Here is a 22,501-nt window from a genome sequence, read left to right as displayed (position 1 = left end):
CAGAGTGGGGCCCGCGCAGCCCTCTCCACCCAGCGCGGGGCTTCAGTGCGCAGCCCCAAACACCGCCTGCCACAGCGCCAGCACCGCATCGCGCTCGGCCTGCAGCGCGGGGGGCGCCACCTGCGTAGGGGCTTCGTCCAGCCGTGCCCGGTGTTGCACGCGGCGCAGTTCGCGGTAGGCGTTGGCGGCGGCGTGGCCTACCCCTGCGGGCAACAGGCCCACTTGCTCGGCGCGCTCGAGCAGGGCGATATTGCCCAGGTTGGCGCGCAGCTCAGGGTGCGCACAGGACTGCGACAGCACCAGGTACTGCACGGCAAACTCGGCATCGACCATGCCGCCGGGGCTGTGCTTGACCTCGAACATGCCATTCGGCACCGGGTGGGCTGAGCGCACGCGCTCGCGCATGGTGACGATTTCGCCTTGGAGTGCGCTGGCGTCGCGCTCCGAGGTGATGACGGCCTCGCGCACGGCGTCAAAACGCGCTTGCAGTGCGGCGCTGCCCAGCACAAAGCGGGCGCGCGTCATGGCCTGGTGTTCCCAGGTCCAGGCGGTGTTGCTGCCGCGCTGCTGCTGGTACTTGGCATAGGCTTCAAAGCTGGTCACCAGCAGGCCCGAGTTGCCGTTGGGCCGCAGCGCGGTGTCGATCTCGTACAGGTCGCCCTCGCCGGTTTTGACGGTGAGCCAGTTGATGAGCTTGCGCACGAACGCGGCGTACACCTCGGGGGCGCGCTCGTCGTCGTCGTCGAACACGAAGACGATGTCCAGGTCGCTGCCGTAGCCCAGCTCTTTGCCGCCCAGTTTGCCGTAGCCGATGATGCCGAACTGGGGCTCGTCGCGGTGGCGGTTTTTCAGGCGGCTCCAGCACCACTGGGTGGTGATGCGTAGCATGCTGTCGGCCAGGGCGCTCAGGTCGTCGGCCACTTGCTCGACGGTGATGCGCCCGCCCACGTCGCGCGCCAGGGTGCGGAAGGTTTCGGCGTGCTGGGCGCGGCGCAGCAGGTTAAGCAGGGTTTCGTCGTCGTCTTCGCCGGTGGATTGCAGCGACTTGAGCCGCTGCGCCAGCTCGCGCTCAAAGTCGGCCACCACAAAGCGCTCGGCCATCAGCACATCGCCCACCAGCTCGTCGATCACGCCGGGGTGCTGCAGCAGGTAGCGGGCAGGCCACTTGGCGGCGCCCAGCAGGGCCAGCAGTTGCTCGTGCACGGGCGGGCGTTCCAGTAGCAGCGCCAGGTAGCTTTCGCGGCGCATCAGGGGTTCGAGCCAGTTGGTCAGGCGCGAGGCGGCTTCCAGGGTGCAGCGGCCCTCGTTCAGCCACTGGGCGGTGCGCTGCACGATGCGGAACAGGCGGGCACGCGCCTCGTCGCGCAGGTTGGCCACGCGGGCGTTGTTGCGCCATTCGGCCACGCGCTCGCGAAAGCCCTCGGGCAGTTGCTCCAGCAGGCTTTCCAGCTCGGGGGGCGGGGGGGCAGAGGCCTTGGGGCCGCCGCAGCTGCCGCCGCTGCATTGCTTCTTTTCATTGCCACCCAGCAGGGTGTCGAACTCTTGCGCCACCAGCTCGCGGTGGGCGTCCAGCTCGTGCAGGAAGGCGCAGCAGTCGCGGTAGCCCATGGTGCTGGCAATCCAGGCCAGGTCGTCGTCGCGCGTGGGCAGCACGTGGGTTTGCTGGTCGTCCAGGTACTGGATGCGGTGCTCCACCTTGCGCAGGAACACATAGGCGCGGGCCATGGCGTCGGCCGTTTCCTGGGGCATCAGCCCGGACTGGGCCAGGCGCTGCAGCGCGTCCAGCGTGGGGCGGCGGCGCAGCTCGGGGAACTGCCCGCCGCGCACCACCTGCAGCAGCTGCACGGTGAATTCGATCTCACGGATGCCGCCGCGCGAGAGCTTGACGTCGTTGGCCCGCTCGGGGTGGCCCGCGCTGCGCTTGGCCGCGTGGTCGCGGATCTGGCGGTGCAGCGAGCGCAGGGCGTCGAACACGCTGTAGTCCAGGTAGCGGCGGAACACAAAGGGCAGCACCACATTGCGCAGCGCCTGCACTTCGGTGCTGCCAATGCAGCCGGTGGGGGCGACCACCCGGCTCTTGAGCCAGGCAAAGCGTTCCCACTCGCGGCCCTGCACCTGCAAATACTCTTCCAGTGCGGCCAGCGAGATGGCGGCCGGGCCCGAGTTGCCGTTGGGCCGCAAAGCCAGGTCCACGCGGAAGACAAAGCCGTGCTCGGTGGTGTCGCCCACCAGGCTGTAGATGGCCTTGACGGCGCGGGCAAAGTACTCGTGGTTGGAGATGCGGCCCCGGCCGTCAGGCATGCCGGCGGTGTCGCCGTCGTGCTCATACACGTAGATCAGGTCAATGTCGCTCGACACGTTCAGCTCGCGCGCGCCCAGCTTGCCCATGCCAATGATCCACAGCTGCACGGCTTGGCCTTGGGGGCCTTGGGGTGCGCCGTGGCGGCTGTCCAGCTCTTCGCGGGCGTGGCGGCAGGCGTGGTCCAGTGCCAGCTCGGCCAGCTCGGTCACGGCGCGGGTCACTTCGGCCAGTGTGGCGCGCTGCTCGCAGTCCAGGCGAATCAGCCGCTCCATCACCAGTTGGCGCACCATGCGCAGGGCGCTGGCCATGTCGGTGCCGCGTGCGCGCAGGGCGGCCAGGGTTTGCTCCATCAGCGCCCGGGTGGGCGCGCCGGGGGGCAGCAGGGGCAGGTCTTGCTCGTAGCGGCGGTGCAACCTCTGGAAGAAGCGCGAATGCTCGGCCAGCCCTTCGCTGGGTGCGATGGTGTTGCAGGGGGAGGATTCGGAGGGAAGGTTCTGCATGGCGGGCACAGCAATCGAGAGGGATGGCGATGGAATCTATTTCTATTGGATACAAAGCGCCGGGCCATCCGGGGCGCCGGGGCATTTACCCCTTTGCGGCCAAGGGGGTTGGGGCTTGCTGCACTGCGCGCTGGTCGCAATGCCCTGCCTTGTGGGGCGCCGCGGTGGCCTGCCCGCGGCAGGGCTGGGCGTAACAGTCCACAACACCCCGATAAAAGCCGCTGGCGCCAGGAACCGGGGCCCTGGGGGCGGGTCATAATTCCGCCCACTTTCACCCGAAACATGACCGAACCGACCCCTCGCCCTTCCCGTTTGCTCAAGATCGTGGCCGGGTTTGCGCGGTGGTCGTTGGGGTTGCTGGTGGCCTTCTGGCTGTTGCTGGCGGTGGCCTGGGGTGCCCTTCATGGCTGGATTGTGCCGCGAATCGGTGAGTTTCGCCCCCAGATCGAGGCGCGCGCCTCGCAGGCATTGGGTGTGGCGGTTCGCATTGGCGACATATCGGCCCGCTCGGAAGGCCTGATCCCTTCGATTGAACTGATGGACGTGGCCCTGCTCGACGGCGAAGACCGCGCCGCCTTGCGCTTGCCCCGGGTGGTGGTGTCGCTGTCGCCCCGGTCGTTGCTGCACTGGGGGTTTGAGCAGCTGTACATCGCCTCGCCCGACCTGGACATTCGCCGCGCCCCCGATGGCCGCATCTTTGTGGCCGGGCTGCCCGTGGCGCAAGGCACGGGCGACAGCAACGCGGCCACCGACTGGCTGTTCTCGCAGGGCGAGGTGGTGATCCGCGAAGGTACCCTGCGCTGGAACGACGAGCTGCGCGGCGCCCCTGAGCTGGCCTTGAGCAAGGTGGACCTGGTGCTGCGCAACGGCAACTGGCGCCACAGCCTGCGCATTGACGCCACGCCCCCCGAGGCCTGGGGTGACCGGTTTACGCTGGTGGGCCTGTTCCGTGCACCGCTCTTGCGGGTGCGCGACAGCAACTGGCAGCACTGGAACGGGCAGCTGTTTGCCAACTTCTCGCGGGTCGATGTCTCGCGCCTGCGCCACCATGCCGATGTGGGCGTAGAGGTGGCGCGGGGCCATGGGGCGCTGCGGGCCTGGGCCGACATCCAGCGCGGCCAGATTGTGGGCGGCACGGCCGACCTGGCGCTGGCCGACGTGCATGCCACCCTGGGCCCCGATTTGCAGGCGCTGGAGTTGCCCTCCATCGAGGGGCGCCTGGGCGGGCGCCGCCTGCAGGGCGGTTTTGAATTTTCGACCCAGGCGCTGCAGTTTGTGGCCGACGACGGGCTGAACTGGCCCGGTGGCAACCTCAAGCTGCAGTACACCGAGGCCACGGGCAAAGCCCCGGCGCAAGGCGAGTTTCGCGCGGACAAGCTGGACCTGGCCGCGCTGGCCCAGATTGCCAGCCGCCTGCCACTGGGTGCCACGGCCCATGAGGCCATCGCCACCTACGCGCCCAAGGGCATGGTGCAAGAAGTGCAGGCCAACTGGAAGGGCCCGCTCGATGCGCTGCAGCAGTACCAGGTGCGCGGCCGGGTGCAGGGGCTGACGCTGGCGGGCGGCACCCCCACCGAGGCCACCCGCACGCCCGGCCTGCGCGGCGCCGATGTGGACTTTGACCTGACCCAGACCGGGGGCAAGGCGACGCTGTCCATCGCCTCGGGGGCCTTGGTGCTGCCCCGCGTGTTTGAAGACCCGGTGGTGCCTTTGGATGAGTTCACCGCCAATGTGCGCTGGCAGCTGGAGGGTGAGCGCATTGCCGTGCAGGCCAACGACATCCGCTTTGCCAACGCCGATGCCCAGGGCCAGGCCCGCATGTCCTGGCACACCAGCGACCCGGCCCGCGTGGCGCATGCCTCGCGCTTCCCTGGGGTGCTGGATTTGTCGGGTGCGCTCACGCGCGCCGACGGCACCCGCGTGCACCGCTATCTGCCGCTGAGCATTCCGCCAGATTCCCGCTACTATGTGCAGCAGGCCGTGGTGGCCGGTGTGGCCAGCCATGTGGACTTCAAGGTCAAGGGCGATTTGCACGACATGCCCTTCAACGACCCCAAGCTGGGCGACTTCCGCATCGCTGCCAAGGTCAAGGACGTGACCTATGCCTACGTGCCGCCCAGCCTGTTGCCGAACGACACCCTGCGCTGGCCCCCCCTCACGCAATTGGCGGGCGAGCTGATTTTTGAGCGCTCGTCCATGCAGGTGCGGGGCGCATCGGGCACCTTCATGGGCTTGCCGCAGACACGCCTGCTCAAGGTGGAAGCGCAGATTCCCAACTTGGCACACACGGTGGTGGGCGTCAATGCCGAGGCGCGTGGGCCCTTGCCAGAAATGCTGGGGCTGATGGTGACATCGCCCCTGGCGCGCATGACGGGCAACGCCCTGGCGCAGGCCAGCGGCACCGGCAATGCCGACCTGCAACTGCGCCTGAGCCTGCCTATCAGCGACATTGCGCAGTCCAAAGTACAGGGCAGCGTGACCTTGTCGGGCAACGAGGTGCGCATCACCCCCGACACCCCCGTCATGAGCCGAGCCCGTGGCGTGGTGCAGTTCTCTGAAACCGGCTTTGCCTTGAGCGGCATGCAGGCACGTGCCTTGGGTGGCGATGTGCGGCTGGAAGGCGGCATGCGCGCACTGCCCCCTGGTGCGCCCCCGACCGAGGCGGCCATCCAACTGCGCGCGCAGGGTGTGGCCACGGCCCAGGGGTTGCAGCAAACGCCATCGCTGGGCTTTGTAGCGCAACTGGCGCGCAACGCCACTGGCAGCGCACCCTACAGCCTGGCCCTGTCGTTTCGCCGGGGGGTGCCAGAGCTGCAGGTCAACACCACCTTGCAAGGCATGGCCCTGGACTTGCCTGCGCCCCTGGGCAAAACGGCCGAGGCCCAGCAGCCGCTGCGCTACGAGCAAATGGTGGCGCGCGAGTCGTTGGTCAGCACCCCGGCGGGCGCTCCCCAGCCGCCGCTGCGCGACCAGATCGCCCTGGACCTGGGTGGGGTGGGCACCGCCACCTACCTGCGCGATGTGAGCGGCGCCCAGCCCCGGGTGCTGCGCGGCGCAATTGGCGTGGGCCTGCTCGCTGGCGAATCGGCGCCGCAACCGACCGAAGGGGTGGGTGCCAACATCCGCCTGGGCAAGGTGGACGTGGACGCGTGGGAGCGCTTGTTCACCCAATCCACTGGCGTGGCCGGGGCCGCCCGGCCTGGGCCCGTGCCCGTCATGGGCCCAGGGCCTGCGGCCAACCCGGCCATGGACTACCTGCCCAATGTGCTGGCCCTGCGCGCCAGCGAGCTGACGGCCGAGGGCCGCACCCTGCACAACCTGGTGGCTGGTGGCCTGCGCGAAGGCAACCTGTGGCGCGCCAACCTGGACGCGGCCGAACTCAATGGCTACCTGGAGTTTCGCCAGCCCACCTCGGGCGACATGGGCAGCGGCCGCCTGTTTGCCCGCCTGTCGCGCCTGAGCATGCCGCAAAGCGAGGCCACCCAGGTGGAGGCGCTGCTGGACGAGCAGCCCGGCGCCCTGCCCGCCGTGGACGTGGTGGTGGACGACTTTGAACTGCGTGGGCGCAAGCTGGGGCGCATCGAGATCGAGGCGCAAAACCGCACTGGCGACGCTGCCCAGCGCGAGTGGCGCCTGAACAAGTTCAATATCAGCACCCCTGAGGCCAGCCTGACGGCCAGCGGCAACTGGGCGGTGCTCAACCACGCCAGAGCCGCTGCAGCGGCCCCCCGCGCGCCAGACCGCCGCACGGTGCTCAACTTCAAGCTGGACATCCGCGACTCAGGCGACCTGCTGGGGCGCTTCGGCATGGTCAACGTGATCAAGCGTGGCAAGGGCCGCATGGAGGGCCAGGTGGGCTGGATTGGCGCGCCTTTCAGCCCCGACTACCGGACCATGGCCGGGCAGGTCAACCTCAACATCGAGGCCGGGCAGTTTCTGAAGGCCGACCCGGGCCTGGCCAAGCTGCTCAGTGTGCTCAGCCTGCAGTCGCTGCCGCGCCGCCTCACGCTCGACTTCCGCGATGTGTTCAGCGAAGGCTTTGCCTTTGACTTTGTGCGCGGCGACATGCACATTGAGCAAGGCGTGGCCTCGACCAACAACCTGCAGATGAAGGGCGTGAACGCCGCCGTGCTGATGGAAGGCAGTGCCGACATCGACAAGGAAACGCAGGACCTGCGCGTGGTGGTGGTGCCCGAGATCAACGCCATGACGGCATCGCTGGTGGCCACAGCCATCAACCCCGTGATTGGTCTGGGCAGCTTCCTGGCGCAGGTGTTTTTGCGCGGCCCGCTGATCGAGGCGGCCACGCAGGAGTTTCGCGTGGACGGCGCCTGGAGCGATCCGCGCGTGGTGCGCGTGCCTCGCCGTGGCCGCGAAGGGGTGGGCAGCACCGGCCACAGCACGCCCGCCCCGCAAGTGGCATCGCCTGAACCGACCCACACCGGAGACCCCTCATGATGAAAGTCGCAGCCATCCAGATGGTGTCTTGCCCCCGCCCGCAGGACAACCTCGCCACCGCCCGCAGCTTGCTGGAGCAGGCCGCGCAAGCGGGTGCCGAATTGGCGGTGCTGCCCGAGTACTTTTGCATCATGGGCCTGCGCGACACCGACAAGCTGGCCCACCAGGAGGTGCCGGGCCAGGGCCCGATCCAGGACTTTCTGGCGCGCACCGCGCGCGAGCTGGGGCTGTGGATTGTGGGTGGCACCCTGCCCCTGCGCACCACCGACCCCGAGCGCGTGCGCAACACCACGCTGGTGTTTGCACCCGACGGTGCGTGCGTGGCGCGCTACGACAAGATCCACCTCTTCTGGTTTGACAACGGGCGTGAGCAGTTCCACGAGGGCCGGGTGATCGAGCCCGGAGACAACGCCCCGGTGCAGTTTGACTTGCCCGCCCGCGACGGCCACCGCTGGCGCGTGGGCCTGTCGGTGTGCTACGACCTGCGCTTTCCGGAGCTGTTCCGCGCCCATGCCAGCGCCGGGGCCGATCTGCTGCTGGTGCCCAGCGCCTTCACCCACGTCACGGGCCAGGCCCACTGGGAGGTGCTGCTGCGTGCCCGCGCCATCGAAAACCTGGCCTATGTGGTGGCGCCCGCCCAGGGCGGCGTGCACGAGAACGGCCGCCACACCTGGGGCCAAAGCCTGGTGGCAGACCCCTGGGGCCAGGTGCTGGCGCAGCAAGCCCAGGGCCCCGGCGTGGTGCTGGCCGAGCTGGACCCTGCTCGGCTGCGCAGCGTGCGCCAGCAGTTGCCCGCCCTTGCGCACCGCATCCTGTGAGCATCATCCCCCGCGCCATTTGGCGACGCTGGCGCAGCGCCTGGCGCCGCTGGTCGCTGTGGACAGCACTCATCGCCCTGGTGGTGTCGATGCTGGTCACCATGGTGTGGCTGGCGGGCCGCTACGAGGCCAGCCAGGTGCAGTCGCACCTGGAGCGCGATGCCGCCGACGCGGTGTCGGACATCCGCGCCGCGCTCACCCGCAACCTGCAAAGCCTGCAAGCCCTGAACTCTGGCGACCCGGGCCTGCTGGCCTGGGAGGTGGAGGCCTCTGACCTGCTGCGCAACCAGCGCGAACTGGTGCGCCTGGAGTGGCGCGACAGTGCCATGCGCCTGCGCACCCATGTGCAAAGCCCTTACCGTGCCGTGCTGTGGGACCGGGGGCTGCGCGACCACAACAACTCCGAAGCCAACCAGGCCTGCGGCACGGCGCGCCGCCTGAGCAGCCCCGCCTACTCAGGCAGTTACTACCAGCCCCATGTCGATGGGCTGGGCTCAGAGCTGATGGAGCTGTGCCTGCCGCTGAGCACGGGCGGGCGTGCCTCGGGCTACTTGATCGCCACCTATGCGCTGCAGTCGGTGCTGGCCGACATGGTGGGCGCCAGCCTCACGCGCAGCCAGGAGGCCTCGTTCACCGAGCCCGACGGCACCCGCCTGGCCGTGCTGGGCGCCTCGCGCCGGGGCTCGCGCATGTTCACCGCGCAGCAGCTGCTGGACTTGCCCGGCACCACGCTGGTGCTGCGCATGGACACCTGGCACACCGCGCCCAGCGTGTTCCCCAACGTGCTCACGGCGCTGGTCACGGCCATGTCGATTGCGCTGGTCACGGTGATGTGGGTGCTGGTGCGCGACAACCGCCGCCGTCTGCGCGCCGAGCGCGACTTGGGCGACGCATTGGCGTTTCGCAAGGCCATGGAAGACTCGCTGGTCACAGGGCTGCGCGCGCGCGACCTGCAGGGGCGCATCACCTATGTGAACCCCGCGTTTTGCGAGATGGTGGGCTTCACGGCGCAAGAGTTGATGGGCCACAGCACCTCGGCCCCCGCCTCCGCCTTGTATTGGCCGCCCGAGCGGGTGGAGGAGTACCGCCAGCGCCAGGCCATCCGCTTTGCGGGCAACACTCCCCCGCGCGAAGGGTTTGAGTCCGAGTTCATGCGCAAGGACGGCACCCGGTTTCCGGTGCTCATCATCGAGGCCCCGCTCATCAACGCGCAGGGTCTGCACACTGGCTGGATGAGCGCGTTTTTGGACATCAGCGAGCAGCGGCGCGTGGAAGAGCTCTCGCGCGCCTCGCAAGAGCGCCTGCAGGCTACCGCCCGCCTGGCCACGGTGGGCGAGATGGCCTCGCTGCTCAGCCACGAGCTGAACCAGCCCCTGGCCGCCATCTCCAGCTATGCCACGGGCTCGCTGAACCTGCTGGAGCCACCGTCAGCCACTGACCCCCAGCCCAGCGCTGAGAGCCTGCAGGACGTGCGCATGGCCATGCGCCAGATCGCCCGCCAAGCCGAGCGCGCGGGCCGCGTCATCAAAAGCGTGCATGACTTTGTGCGCCGCCGCGACCAGGCCCGCGAGGCCGTGCCTGCGCAGCAGTTGGTGGACGCCATCTTGCCGCTGGCCATCTTGCAGGCGCGCAAGCTGGGCGTGCGCGTGCACACCATGGTCGAGCCTGGCCTGCCCCCCGCGCTGTGTGACCGCACCATGGTCGAACAGGTGCTGCTCAACCTGGCCCGCAACGCCATGCAGGCCATGGACGACCCGACCATCCACACGCGTGTGCTGGACATCCGCGTCAAGAGGGCGGCGTCGAACAGGCACAACGTCTGGCTGGAGTTTTCAGTCACCGACTGCGGCAGCGGCATCCCAGACGAGGTGGCGCAAAAGCTGTTCACCCCCTTCTTCACCACCCGCACCGAAGGCATGGGCCTGGGCCTGAGCCTGTGCCGCACGGTGGTGGAGCAGCATGGCGGCTATCTGGGGTTTGCGCCCCACGAGCCCCGTGGTACGGTATTCACCTTCACCTTGCCCGCCCACCAACCTTCCAAGAGCTGATCCTGATGGAACCCGTATCCAACGCGACTGTGTACATCGTGGACGACGACGCTGGCGTGCGCGAAGCGCTAGCCTGGCTGCTGCGCTCGCGCCGCCTGCCCAGTGAATCGTTTGAAAGCGCCGAAGCGTTCGACGCCATGCTGCAGACCCGCTCGCCCCAGCGCCAGCCCTGCTGCCTGCTGCTGGATGTGCGCATGCCTGGCCTGAGTGGACTGGCGCTGTTTGACCTGCTGGCAGCGCGCGGCGACCTGCAGACCATGCCCGTCATCTTCCTGACCGGCCATGCCGATGTGCCCACGGCGGTGGACGCCGTCAAGCGCGGCGCCTTTGACTTTTGCGAAAAGCCGTTTTCTGACAACGCGCTGGTGGACCGCATCGAACAGGCCCTGGCCCAGTCGGGCGAGCAACTGGCCCAGCTGCGTGAGCGCAGCGACTTGCAGGTGCGCCTGAAGGACCTGACCGAGCGCGAGCGCGACGTGATGGACCTGGTGGTGGCAGGCCTGCCCAACAAGCTGATCGCCGACCAGCTCGACATCAGCGTGCGCACGGTGGAAGTGCACCGCTCACGCGTGTTCGACAAGATGCAGGTCAAGTCGGCCGTGGAGCTGGCCAACCTGCTGCGCTCCGGCCACTGAGCGCAGCGCCGCTTCAGCGGGGGCGCTCACCCACAAAGATTTCTACCCGCCGGTTGCGGGCGCGCCCGTCGGCCGTGTCGTTGCTGGCAATGGGGTGGCGCTCGCCCACGCCATCGATGGCAATGCGGCGCCCGTCCACGCCGCGCGCCACCAGGTAGCTGCGGGTGCTGGCCGCGCGGTCCACCGACAAGGGGTTGTTCACCGCATCGCTGCCCGTGCTGTCGGTGTGGCCCACGATGCGCACGTCCGAGTAGGGGTTGTTGCGCAGCCCGGCAGCAAACTGGTCAAGCACCGGCGCAAAGTTGGGCTGGATGTCAGAGCGGCCCACCGCAAACGAAATATCGCTTGGAATGTTCAGCATCAGCTGGTTGTCGGCCGTCTGCGTCACGGCAATGCCGGTGCCTTGGGTGGCTTGCTCCATCTCGCGCTTTTGGCGCTCCATGTTCTGCGACCAGATGTAGGTGCCCAGGGCCCCGACCCCCGCACCCACCACGGCGCCCGTGCCTGCGTTGCCGCCGGTGGCCGATCCAATCACCGCCCCGGCCAGTGCACCAATGCCCGCGCCCGTGGCCGTTCGGCGCTGGGTGTCGTCCATGCTGGCGCAACCTGTGGCCAAGATGACGGCGGCACTGACGCCCAGAAGAATGTGTTTGCGCATGTGTGTACTCCTTGAACACCGAGGCAGCGCCCTGCCAGCGCTGCGCGCGGGCCGGGGCCGTCGGCTGCTGCGATGGTCAGGCCACAGCCGGGCTTGCGCCATCGGCCTGCGAGCCAAGGGGGTGTAGGACAGCGCCTTGCCCCCGCGCAGCCCGTCAGGGGCGTGAGGAGGGCGAGGAAGGTGGCGGTGGCCCGCCCTGGTCGTCTGGGGGCGGCGGCGGCTTGAGCTCGCCGCCCTTGCGGCCGGAAAACATCGTCCACCACACAATCGCAACCAACACCACCAGCGCCAGCAGCGCTTCAAGCAAAATCAGCCCCATGAAATTGACACTCCTGCGCCTGGTTGCAACGGCGCTGATTGTAGGAACGCTCGTCGCCTGCTCCACCCCGCCCGCCCCATCCCCTTCGTACCCTGGGGGCATGCCTGCGCCCCGGCCGACCGGGCCTTATGCCGTGCCCGGCGACACCGGCCCGCTGCCCCCGCCCCTGGCCCAGCCCAAAAGCCGCTGGACACCCGTGCGCTGGGCCGAGCTGCCTGGCTTTGCCGACGACGCCCTGCACGAAGCCTGGAACGCCTGGATCAAGAGCTGTGAGCGCCCCGTGGCCCCCTTCACCGCCCTGTGCAGCGAGGTGCGCCAGCTCAGCATTGCCACCGGCGAAGAGCAGCGCGCCTGGATGGTGGCCCGCCTGCAGCCCTACCGCGTGGAAGCCACCGACGGCAACCCCGACGGCCTGCTCACCGCCTATTACGAACCCCTGATGGACGCCGCCCGCCAAAGCGGCAACGGCTTCAACGTGCCCATCTACCGCACGCCCGCAGGCTTTGGCGCCCGCAAGCCCTGGTACACCCGCCAGCAGATCGAAACCCTGCCCGAAGCCCAGGCCGCCCTGCAAGGCCGCGCCATCGCCTGGCTGCGCGACCCGGTCGAATCCATGGTGCTGCACATCCAGGGCTCGGGCCGCCTGCGTATCACCGAAGCCGATGGCTCGACCACGATGCTGCGGGTGGCCTACGCGGGCACCAACGACCAGCCCTACGGCAGCATTGGCCGCTGGCTGCTCGACCAGGGCTACACCCGCGATGCCACTTGGCCCGGCATCCGCGCCTGGCTGGCCGCCAACCCGCAGCGCACCAACGAGCTGATGTGGACCAACCCGCGCTACGTCTTCTTCAAGGAAGAACCCCTGGTGGGCATGGACGCAGGCTTTGGTCCCAAGGGCGCGCAGGGTGTGCCCCTCACGCCCGGCCGCTCCATCGCGGTGGACCGCCAGAGCATCCCCTACGGCACGCCCGTGTGGCTGGCCTCCAGCGGCCCGCAGGTGCAGCTCAGCCGTCTGGTGCTGGCGCAAGACACCGGCAGCGCCATCCTGGGCGCGGTGCGGGCGGATTACTTCACGGGCTGGGGCCCTGAGGCCGGCGACATCGCCGGGCGGCTCAAGCAGAACCTGCGGCTGTGGGTGCTGTGGCCTAAGTAAATATTGAATCTTTTTGGCTGCTAGCGCCCGTCAATTAAGCGCTAGCAGCTATTAAATGCATAGTGCATTGGCGGCCCACGCGCAGGAACATGTGCAGGGGCGGGCGCGGTGTCACGCAGCATTCACAGGCCGTGCCTAGCATCCAGCGCTTTACGTTTTGCCGCTCGGATCGCCCATGCCCTTCGCCCGTTTTCTCCCCGCACCCTCCCAGTCTGGTGCGCGCTTGCGCCTGACCTCCATCGCCGCGCTGCTGGCCTTGTCTGCCTGTGGGGGTGGCGGGGGCGATGAGTCTGTGGCCCCGGCCATGCCGCAGGCGTTGGGCGTGACCGACACGGCGCCCGTGCCCAGCGTGACAGCTTTTGTGGACGCTGCCGCCACCAACCAGCGCGGCGATGCGCGCTATGCAACGCTGCAAACCAACGCGGGCGTGCGTTTGCTCTCCGGCTTTTTGGAGGTGTGGGAGCCCAGCACCCGCCTGGTCGATGCGGGGCAGACCGCACCGGCTGTGGAGGGGTTCCCGGCGGTCGTGGCCTCCACCTGGAGCGGCATCCCTGGCGACGCCACGGATGGCAAGGTCAAGAACGCAGCGGTGCACAAAGAGAACATCGACTTTGTGGTGCGCACAACCGTGGCGCGCACGGCCGCCCAGTCATTGGCCGCCTACATGGACGACCGCCGTGGCAAGAACTACAGCGTGACCGACGGCATGGGCCCGCTCACCGACGCGTGGCGCAAAGCCGCCCGCCAGACCACCACCATCACGGGTGTGCCTGCCGATGCGACCACCGTGAAGTACGAGGACGGCGGCAACAACACCGGCGTCTCGGGCGACACCAACCCCGAATTTGGCCGCGTGATTGCCTTTGTGGAAAGCATGGGGGCCAACGCCTCCACCGAACCGGCCAAACGCTTTTACAAGTACGCCCGCCCCTGGCGCTGGAGCGCGGACGTGAAAGTGGAGCCCACGCTGCTGCCCGCGCGCAGCAGCACTGCGGCCACCGATGGCGGCTACACCAGCGGCCACAGCGCCGAGGCGGTGCGCAACGCCGTGGCCATGGCCTACCTGGTGCCCGAGCGCTTCCATGAAATGCTCGCACGCGGGCTGGAGCTGGGCGAAAACCGCATCCTCGCCGGCATGCACTCGCCGCTGGATGTGATCAGCGGGCGCCTTCTGGGGCAGGCCTCGGCCTTGGGCAACATTGCGGCGGCCTCCAAAGACACGCGCACCGCCGCCTACAACCAGGCCCACCAGACCTTGATGGCCGCTGTGGGGGCCACCACGCCCGCGCAGTTCGCGGCCTTTGCCCGCAGCCAGGGCACGGACAAGGACCGCTTTGCCGATTACGCGGCCAACCAGCTCCATTACCAGCGCCGTCTGGTGTTCGGCTTAACGCCCATCGGCAGCACCACGCTGCCTGCAGTGGTGCCCAAGGGGGCGGAAGTGCTGCTGGAAACGCGCCTGCCCTACCTGAGCGACGCGCAGCGCCGTGTGGTGCTCAAAACCACCGCACTGCCCTCGGGCTACCCCGTGATGGACGACGCCGAAGGCTTTGGCCGCCTCAACCTGTTTGCCGCAGGCAGTGGTTACGGTGCGTTCGCGGGCGACGTGGAGGTGGCCATGGACGCCGCCTTGGGCGGCTTTCACGCCCTGGACGTGTGGCGCAACGACATCAGCGGCGCAGGCAAGCTGACCAAGCGCGGCAGCGGCACCTTGGCCCTGGCGGGTGCCAGCACCTACACCGGTGGCACCGAAATCGCTGCAGGCACCGTGCGTGCCGACGCTGCCAAGGCCCTGGGCCAAGGCGCTGTGTATGTGGCAGGCGGCACGCTGCTCACCAACACCATGGGCGCCGTGGAGTTGCCCGGCGGCCTGACCCAAACCGCCACCGGCACCCTGGCCCTGCAACTGGGCGCGGCCGATGCAGGCACCCTCAGCACCGCAGGCGTGGCCACCCTGGCTGGCCCGCTGGCGGTCACCTTCCGCCCCGGTTTCACGCCCAAGGCGGGCGACACGCTGACGCTGCTGCGCGCCAAGCGTGTGCAGGGCACGTTCAGTGCCATCACCGTGGCGGGCTTCAAGGCGACGGCGGTGTACAACGGGGACAGCGTGCAGTTGGTGTTGAGCAACTGAGGGATGCAACGCGTCGGGGGGCTTGGGGCTCCCTGGGCCTGCGGGTTGGAGGGGGCTGGCCCTTGCGCTGTTGGCGTCCTGATGGCCGCCTGCCTGCGCAGGTGTGATGAGGTGTTTTTTAGGTGTTTTGTGGCTGTAGCGCTTATGGAGCTAGCGCGGGAAGCTATGAAATTGAGAGTGATTTGCGGATGACTCCAGTACGTTTGAGCTGAGCTTGTCGACGCGGGGGCGCTACCTCCTCCCCGTCCGTTCGGGCTGAGCCCGTCGAAGCCTGGGCGCCACCTCCACCCGTTTGGGCTGAGCTTGTCGAAGCCGGGGCTCGCTTGCTGATCTGACGGCGTGCCTGTGCCAAGGGCGGGTGCCGGGATGTGCCCCCGGCGGGGCACCTTCTTTTCTTGCGTCGCCAAGAAAAGAAGGCAAAAGAAGGCGACCCCAAGTCTGCGACCCCTTCGCATAGCGAAGGGGCAACCTGCGTCGGGGCCGTTGCGGGGTGCGCTGCGAAACTCACTGCGCTGCGTAGCAGCTTCGTTCAGACAGCCGCAGCGAGTCAGATGACGAAGCATGGGCGCACTTGCGCCCATGCCACCCCGCAACCGCCCCGCCGCAGGCGCAGCCACAGGGGGTGGACAGCCAAACAGCCAACAGCCGAACAGCCGTGCGGGCCATCGCTTCGCTCGGCCTGGCGGGGGCTCAGGGGCAGGGCACCTTGGTCGCGTCGGTTTCTGTGCGTGGGGTGGCTGCAGAGGCTGCGGGTGCTGCAGCCGGTGCGACGGTCGCGGTGTGCAGTTGGTCGCCTTCGATGCGGTAGGCGTATTCGCGCGTTGTGGTGGTCATTTCCGCCCTGACCGTGCTGCCCGCCAGAGTAGTGGCGTACACCTGGGGGCGCACGACTTGGTATCGGTAGGTGGTGGTGGCTAGGCCATGGCTGGTTCGGCAGGTGGAATCGAGCTGTTCTTCCTTGAACTGGAGAGTGCAGCGGCCAGAGCGGTCTTCGAGCTTTTGGCCGTCCACCGTGTGCAGCACGATGGCGGTGGCTCGCCAGCAGCCGAGCAGGGCGGGGTCTGGGGTGGCGGCCTGGGCGCAGGGCGCGATACAGAGCACAGCGAGCAGCCAGCGGGAATATGCGATGCGGTTCATGGGCCGTGATTGTCCACGGGGTTGTGCGCCTGTGCTGTTCAGTCTGCACACGGCGGCCACATGCATTAGTTTGCTATTGAATGCATAGCTGCCAGCGCTTGTTCTATAAGCGCTGGAGGCGAAAATTGCCTAAAAATACTACCGTTCCACTGTCCACCGCGTCACCTTCGGCGGTGCATCGCCGGTATGAAAGGCCAGCTTGCGCTCGCGCAGCGCCACGTCCGATGCCGTGACGCGGTCGAAGCGGCGCAGGTGCTCGGTCCACGACTCGTCTTCGATGCGCTCCACATACCGCGTCGGGTTGCTGATGTCGTGCAGCAGTTGCCAGTCCAGCGCGCCCTGGCGCAGGCGGCTGCGGCGGCTTTCCTGCATCACGGCGCGGAACTCGGGGGCGCGCGGCGGGTGGATGAAGTATTCGATGGTGACGACCACATGCCCTGCCTCGGGCGGCGTGGGGGCGGTAGGGGCCTTGAAGGCGCGTGAGGGGCTCAGGTCTTCCTCGATGGAGCGGTCGGCGGCCAGGTGCTGCACCACGGCCATCACGATGCCACCGCTCACGGCGGCAATCCCTAAGCTGGTGTGCACATCGGTGAGCGAGGCCACCTGGCCCCACAGGGCGGCGCCTGCGGCGGTGGCACCCATGATGCTCATTTGGTAGATGGACATGCCGCGCGCCCGCACCCAGTTGGGCAGGGCCAGCTGGGCCGACACGCTCAGGGTGTTGGCGGTGGTGATCCAGGCCATGCCGCCCAGCACCATGGCGGGCACGGCCACGTAGACATTGGGGGCCCAGGCCATGGCGCCGGTGGCGGCGGCCTGCAGCAGCGTGCCACGCAGCACCAGCACATCGCGCGGCATGGCCTGGCGCAGGCGGGGCAGGAACATGGCGGCCACGATGGCGCCCGCGCCCATGCTGGCCAGCAGCAGCGTGAAGGTGCCTGCGCCGCCGCCCTCCAGCCCCTTGGCCACCAGCGGCAGCAGGGCCATGAGGGCCGTGGCGTGCAAGAAGAAGACGGAGATGCGCCACAGCACGGCGCGCATGCGGGGCGATTGGCGCACAAACTGCACGCCCACGCGCATGGCGCTGGGCAGGCGCTCACGCCCCAGCGGGCTGGGCACGTGCTCGCGCTTCCAGCGCATGATGACCAGGCCCGAGAGCACCGACAGCACGGCGTTGAGCACAAACACCCAGGCGCTGCCCGCGCTGGCGATGATGGCGCCCGCCAGCAGTGGGCCCATGATGCGCGAGGCGTTCATGGCCACGCCGTTCAGAGCCAGGGCTGCAGGCAGCTGCGGGCGGCTGACCAGCTCGGGCACGATGGCGGCAAACACCGGCCAGCGCATGGCCAGCCCAATGCCGTTGGCAAAGGTGAGGGCCAGCAGCAGCGGGGCCGACATGCCTCCCGAGACGATGGCAAAGGCCAGCACCACGGCCACGGCGGCCACCCAGAACTGCGTGGCCATGAAGTAGCGGCGCCGGTCCAGGATGTCGGCCAGTGCGCCACTGGGCAGGCCCAGCAAGAACACGGGCAGGGTGGAGGCGGACTGCACCAGCGCCACCAGCACGGGCGAGGTGGTGAGCGTGGTCATCAGCCAGGCGGCCGCCACGTCGTTCATCCACATGCAGGTGTTGGCCGCCACCCAGGTCAGCCACAGCATGCGGAACACGGGCACCGACAGCGGGGCAAAGGGCGAGAGCGAGGCGTCGGAGTGGACGGCCCCGGCGGCAGCGCTTTGGTCCAGGCTGTGCTGGGCCGACTCTTCGGTGCCCTGGGCGAGGGCGGCACGCTCGGCGGCGCTCAGTGTGGGGGGGGGGGCCGGGGTGGGGGCATCGCCTGCGGCGGTGGGCGTGGGGCCGCTGGGGCTGTCGTGGTGGGGCTGGGGTGGCATGTGCGCTGATTGTGCGATGTCTGACCTCATTGTGCCCAGCGCAGGCGTGGCGACCCGGCTTGTGCCATGGGCTTGGGGGATCGGTAAATTCAAAGAAAAAAGGGCTCTGGCGCTTATCTATAAAGCGCTGAAAGCTATCAAAATAAGAGCAATATCGGGCTTGACCCAGCCCGGGGCAAGCCTGGGCTGGCTCAGCGGGGCTTGGGCTGCGTCAGGTGCGCCAGCGGCAGCGCGCCGCTGGCCTTGACCTCGCCCAGCGAGAAGCTGGTGTGCATGTCTTTCACGTTGGGCAGGTTCAGCAGCACATCGCGCGCAAACTGCGAAAAGCTGTCCAGGTCGCGCGCCACCACCTGAAGCTCAAAGGTGCCGGTGCCGCTGATGTAGTGGCAGGCCACCACCTCGGGGATCTGGCGGATGGCTTCTTCCATGGCGCGGGTGAGGTTGCCGGTGCTGCGGTCGGCATCCAGCCGCACAAAGGCCAGCACGCCCAGGCCGATCTTGTGGCGGTCGATCTCGGCGCGGTAGCCCTTGATGAAACCGGCCTCTTCCAGCGCCCGCACGCGCCGCCAGCACGGTGCGGCAGAAAGGCCCACGCGCTGGGCGAGTTCGGCATTGGTCAAGCGGGCGTCGGCCTGCAATTCTTGCAAGATGGCGAGGTCGTATTTGTCTAAATTGTTCATTTTTGTGTAATTTTAAGAAAGATCCTTTCTGAATCAAGGGTAAACACGGCATAAAAACGAAAGCACATATCCGGCGCGCCTGCCTAAACTGCCTGCAAACCATCTATTTCGACGCCCGCTGCTGCCCACAAGGTGGTGGCAGGGCCGCCATCCCCCACGGAGACAGCCATGAACGCCCCCTTGCCCGAATCGATCCGCAAAGCCCTAGAGACGGTCACTCTAGAAGACAAATACACCTTAGGTGAGGGGCGTGCCTTCATGAGCGGCGTGCAAGCCCTGGTGCGCCTGCCCATGTTGCAGCGCCAGCGCGATGCGGCGGCGGGGCTCAATACCGCCGGTTTCATCAGCGGCTACCGGGGTAGCCCGCTGGGCACGTACGACCAGGCCCTGTGGGCCGCCAAGAAGCACCTGGCCGAGAACCACATCGTCTTCCAACCCGGTGTGAACGAAGAGCTGGGCGCCACGGCGGTGTGGGGCACGCAGCAGCTCGACCTGTACCCGCAGAGCAAAAAGTACGACGGCGTGTTCGGCATCTGGTACGGCAAGGGCCCGGGCGTGGACCGCTGCTCGGACGTGTTCAAGCACGCCAACATGGCGGGCACCGCCAAGCACGGCGGCGTGATTGCGATTGCAGGCGACGACCACATCAGCAAGAGCAGCACGGCCGCGCACCAGAGCGACCACATCTTCAAGGCCTGCGGCACGCCCGTGTTCTTCCCTAGCAGCGTGCAAGAGATTTTGGACATGGGCCTGCATGCGTTTGCCATGAGCCGCTTCTCGGGGGTGTGGTCGGGCATGAAGACCATCCAGGAGGTAGTGGAGTCGTCCAGCAGCATCCACATCGACCCCGACCGCGTGAAGATCATCCTGCCTGAAGACTTCGCGATGCCGCCGGGCGGCCTGCACATCCGCTGGCCTGATGCGCCGCTGGAGCAGGAAGCGCGCCTGATGGACTACAAGTGGTACGCGGCCCTGGCGTACATCCGCGCCAACAAGCTCAACTACAACGTGATCGAAGGCAAGCAAGACCGCTTCGGCATCATCGCCAGTGGCAAGGCCTACAACGACACGCGCCAGGCGCTGGTGGACCTGGGCCTGGACGATGACACCTGCCGCAGCCTCGGCATCCGCGTGCACAAGGTCAATGTGGTGTGGCCGCTCGAAGCCACCATCACCCGCGACTTTGCCCAGGGCCTGCAAGAGATTCTGGTGGTGGAGGAAAAGCGCCAAGTCATCGAGTACCAGATCAAGGAAGAGCTGTACAACTGGCGCGCCGATGTGCGGCCCAATGTGCTGGGCAAGTTTGACGAGGTGGAAGGCGACACGGAATCGCAGGGACCCTTGTGGGGTCGGGGCGGCGAGTGGAGCATGCCCAACCCCAGCCAGAACTGGCTGCTGCGCCCCAAGGCAGACCTCACGCCCGCCATCATCGCCAAGGCGATTGCCAAGCGCTTGAAGAAGCTGGGCGTGCCTTCAGACATCGTGGCCCGCATGGAAGCGCGCCTGGCCATCATCGAGGCCAGCGAACGCGCCATGACGGAGTTGAAGGTGGACACCGGCGAGCGCGCACCGTGGTTCTGCAGCGGCTGCCCGCACAACACCAGCACCCGCGTGCCCGAAGGCTCCCGCGCAGTGGCCGGCATTGGCTGCCACTACATGGTCAACTGGATGCCCGACCGCCGCACCAGCACCTTCACGCAGATGGGCGGTGAGGGCGTGACCTGGGTGGGCCAGCAGCCTTTCTCCACCGACGCGCACATCTTTGCCAACCTGGGCGACGGCACCTACTTCCACAGCGGCCTGCTGGCCATTCGCCAGAGCATTGCGGCGGGGGTGAACATCACCTACAAGGTGCTCTACAACGATGCCGTGGCCATGACCGGGGGTCAGACCGTGGGCGAGCGGCCCGAGGGGCACTCGGTGCTGCAGATCATGAACAGCCTGAAGGCCGAGGGTGTTGCCAAGCTCGTCATCGTGACGGACGAGCCGCACAAATACGACGGCGTGGCCCTCGCTGACGGCGTGACGGTGCACCACCGCGACGAGCTGGACACCATCCAGCGCCAGTTCCGCGAGATCAAGGGCTGCACCACCATCATTTACGACCAGACCTGCGCCACGGAAAAGCGCCGCCGCCGCAAGCGCGGCAAGCTGGCCACGCCCGACAAGACCGTGGTCATCAACGACCTGGTGTGCGAGGGCTGCGGTGACTGCTCGACGAAGTCGAACTGCCTCTCGGTGGAGCCCGTGGAGACTGAGTTCGGCCGCAAGCGCCGCATCAACCAGAGCACTTGCAACAAGGATTACTCCTGCGTCAACGGCTTTTGCCCGAGCTTTGTGACGGTGGAAGGCGGCCAGCTCAAGAAGCCCAAGAAGGAAAAGAAGGGCGACCTGTCGGCACTGCCCAACATCCCAGAACCCGTGCTGCCCGTGGCCGAAACCGCCTGGGGCATTGTGGTGGGCGGCGTGGGGGGCACAGGGGTCATCACCATCGGCTCGCTGCTGGGCATGGCCGCGCACCTCGATGGCAAGGGCGTGATCACCCAGGACGCCGGTGGCCTGGCCCAAAAGGGTGGCGCTACCTGGAGCCACATCCAGATCGCCAACCGGCCTGACGCCATCTACACCACCAAGGTCGATACCGCCAAGGCCGACCTGGTGATTGGCTGCGACTCCATCGTGGCCGCGCACAAGTACACGTTGGCCGTGATGCAGCCGGGCCGCACCTTTGTGGCGCTCAACACGCACGGCACGCCCACGGCGGCGTTTGTGAACAACCCGGACTGGCAGTTCCCCGGCGGCAACTGCGATGCCGCCATTGCCGCTGCCGTGGGCGCGGGCGGTGTGGGCAGCTTTGACGCCGAGCAGGTGGCCACCCAATTGCTAGGCGACAGCATCTACACCAACCCGCTCATGCTGGGCTACGCCTGGCAAAAGGGCCGCGTGCCGCTCACCTACGCATCACTGATGCGCGCCATGGAATTGAACGGCGTGCAGGTGGACAACAACAAGGCCGCCTTTGAATGGGGCCGCCGCTGCGCGCACGATCTGGCGGCGGTGCAGGCTTTGTTTCAGGCCGCGCAGGTGATCCAGTTCGTCAAGAAGCCCGCGCTGGCCGAGATGGTGGCCAAGCGCATTGAGTTCCTCACCGGCTACCAGAATGCCGCCTACGCCGCTGACTACCAAGTCTTTGTGCAAAAGGTGCAGGCAGCGGAATCGAAGCTGGGCAGCACCACCCGACTGACCGAGGCGGTGGCCCGTTACCTCTTCAAGCTCATGGCCTACAAGGACGAGTACGAAGTGGCCCGCCTGCACACCGACAAGGCGTTCACGGACAAGATTGCGGCCCAGTTTGAAGGCGACTACAAGCTGGTGCACCACCTGGCCCCGCCGATGCTGGCGAAGAAGAACGCCAAGGGCGAGTTGCTCAAGCAAAGCTACGGCCCCTGGATGCGCAAAGCCTTTGGCCTGCTGGCCCGCATGAAAGGCCTGCGCGGCACGGCGCTCGACATTTTCGGCAACACCGAAGAGCGCCGCACCGAGCGCGCCCTCATCGTGGAATACCGCGCCTGCATCGACGAGCTGCTGGAGCGCCTGAGCAGCGACAACCTGGCCCTGGCCGTGGAGATTGCCCGCATCCCTGAAGAGATCCGTGGCTACGGCCATGTGAAGGAGCGCCACCTGCAGGCCGCACGCCCCAAGTGGAGCGGCCTGATGGCCCAGTGGCGCACCCCTGGGGCCCCGGCCCAACGCCAAGCCGCCTGAGGCG

The 22,501-nt window shown here is 67.7% G+C and carries 13 protein-coding genes; 7 read left to right on the top strand and 6 right to left on the bottom strand.

All coding sequences use genetic code 11. From position 1 onward, the window contains the following. Positions 1-42: 42 nt before the first annotated feature. On the bottom strand, positions 43-2,802 hold the full coding sequence (gene glnE / locus CLU88_RS14400) for a bifunctional [glutamate--ammonia ligase]-adenylyl-L-tyrosine phosphorylase/[glutamate--ammonia-ligase] adenylyltransferase (protein ID WP_099657178.1): 2,760 nt from the start codon (positions 2,800-2,802) through the stop codon (positions 43-45). 282 nt (positions 2,803-3,084) lie between these two features. Here glnE and CLU88_RS14395 point away from each other — a divergent pair, with 282 nt between their 5' ends. From CLU88_RS14395 to CLU88_RS14380, 4 genes are read left to right on the top strand one after another with little or no spacing between them, the layout of a single operon-like run. Beyond that, the gene (locus CLU88_RS14395) at positions 3,085-7,260 is read left to right on the top strand and encodes a YhdP family protein (RefSeq protein ID WP_099657177.1); all 4,176 of its coding nucleotides are present in this window, start codon (positions 3,085-3,087) and stop codon (positions 7,258-7,260) included. Next, on the top strand, positions 7,260-8,078 hold the full coding sequence (locus tag CLU88_RS14390; protein ID WP_121727707.1) for a carbon-nitrogen hydrolase family protein: 819 nt from the start codon (positions 7,260-7,262) through the stop codon (positions 8,076-8,078). Before CLU88_RS14395 ends, CLU88_RS14390 begins: the two co-directional genes overlap by 1 nt. 5 nt (positions 8,079-8,083) lie before the next feature. Then, positions 8,084-10,126 carry an ATP-binding protein gene (locus tag CLU88_RS14385; protein ID WP_199173532.1) on the top strand — a complete coding sequence of 681 codons (2,043 nt, stop codon included), beginning with the start codon at positions 8,084-8,086 and terminating at the stop codon, positions 10,124-10,126. 5 nt (positions 10,127-10,131) lie between these two features. Beyond that, positions 10,132-10,761, top strand: a complete 630-nt coding sequence (locus CLU88_RS14380) for a response regulator transcription factor (RefSeq protein WP_099657175.1) — start codon at positions 10,132-10,134, stop codon at positions 10,759-10,761. A gap of 13 nt (positions 10,762-10,774) precedes the next feature. On the opposite strand, the gene CLU88_RS14375 is transcribed toward CLU88_RS14380, so the two are convergent. After that, positions 10,775-11,419, bottom strand: a complete 645-nt coding sequence (locus CLU88_RS14375; RefSeq protein WP_099657174.1) for an OmpA family protein — start codon at positions 11,417-11,419, stop codon at positions 10,775-10,777. 154 nt (positions 11,420-11,573) lie between these two features. Then, positions 11,574-11,738 (bottom strand): hypothetical protein, encoded by a 165-nt coding sequence (locus CLU88_RS23115; RefSeq protein WP_199173455.1) that lies wholly within the window; start codon positions 11,736-11,738, stop codon positions 11,574-11,576. Between CLU88_RS23115 and CLU88_RS14370 the strand changes: the two genes are divergently transcribed. Continuing rightward, the gene (locus CLU88_RS14370) at positions 11,671-12,894 is read left to right on the top strand and encodes a murein transglycosylase A (protein WP_099658890.1); all 1,224 of its coding nucleotides are present in this window, start codon (positions 11,671-11,673) and stop codon (positions 12,892-12,894) included. The genes CLU88_RS23115 and CLU88_RS14370 overlap by 68 nt on opposite strands. A 175-nt stretch (positions 12,895-13,069) precedes the next feature. Further along, the gene (locus CLU88_RS14365) at positions 13,070-15,025 is read left to right on the top strand and encodes a phosphatase PAP2 family protein (protein WP_099657173.1); all 1,956 of its coding nucleotides are present in this window, start codon (positions 13,070-13,072) and stop codon (positions 15,023-15,025) included. 690 nt (positions 15,026-15,715) lie between these two features. Here CLU88_RS14365 and CLU88_RS14360 read toward each other — a convergent pair. The 3 genes from CLU88_RS14360 to CLU88_RS14350 all read right to left on the bottom strand — a co-directional run bounded on the left by CLU88_RS14360 (position 15,716) and on the right by CLU88_RS14350 (position 18,732). Further along, on the bottom strand, positions 15,716-16,162 hold the full coding sequence (locus tag CLU88_RS14360; protein ID WP_099657172.1) for a hypothetical protein: 447 nt from the start codon (positions 16,160-16,162) through the stop codon (positions 15,716-15,718). Between the two features lie 138 nt (positions 16,163-16,300). Continuing rightward, on the bottom strand, positions 16,301-18,052 hold the full coding sequence (locus CLU88_RS14355; RefSeq protein WP_099657171.1) for an MFS transporter: 1,752 nt from the start codon (positions 18,050-18,052) through the stop codon (positions 16,301-16,303). A gap of 191 nt (positions 18,053-18,243) precedes the next feature. After that, on the bottom strand, positions 18,244-18,732 hold the full coding sequence (locus CLU88_RS14350; RefSeq protein ID WP_099657170.1) for an Lrp/AsnC family transcriptional regulator: 489 nt from the start codon (positions 18,730-18,732) through the stop codon (positions 18,244-18,246). 168 nt (positions 18,733-18,900) lie between these two features. Between CLU88_RS14350 and CLU88_RS14345 the strand changes: the two genes are divergently transcribed. Next, the gene (locus CLU88_RS14345) at positions 18,901-22,497 is read left to right on the top strand and encodes an indolepyruvate ferredoxin oxidoreductase family protein (RefSeq protein ID WP_099657169.1); all 3,597 of its coding nucleotides are present in this window, start codon (positions 18,901-18,903) and stop codon (positions 22,495-22,497) included. Positions 22,498-22,501 lie beyond the last annotated feature (4 nt).

The organism is Acidovorax sp. 56 (assembly GCF_002749705.1).
In the GTDB taxonomy this organism is placed as follows: domain Bacteria; phylum Pseudomonadota; class Gammaproteobacteria; order Burkholderiales; family Burkholderiaceae_C; genus Acidovorax.
Note: the sequence above shows the minus strand (reverse complement) of the source record. Positions and strands in the feature narration are given on the sequence as shown.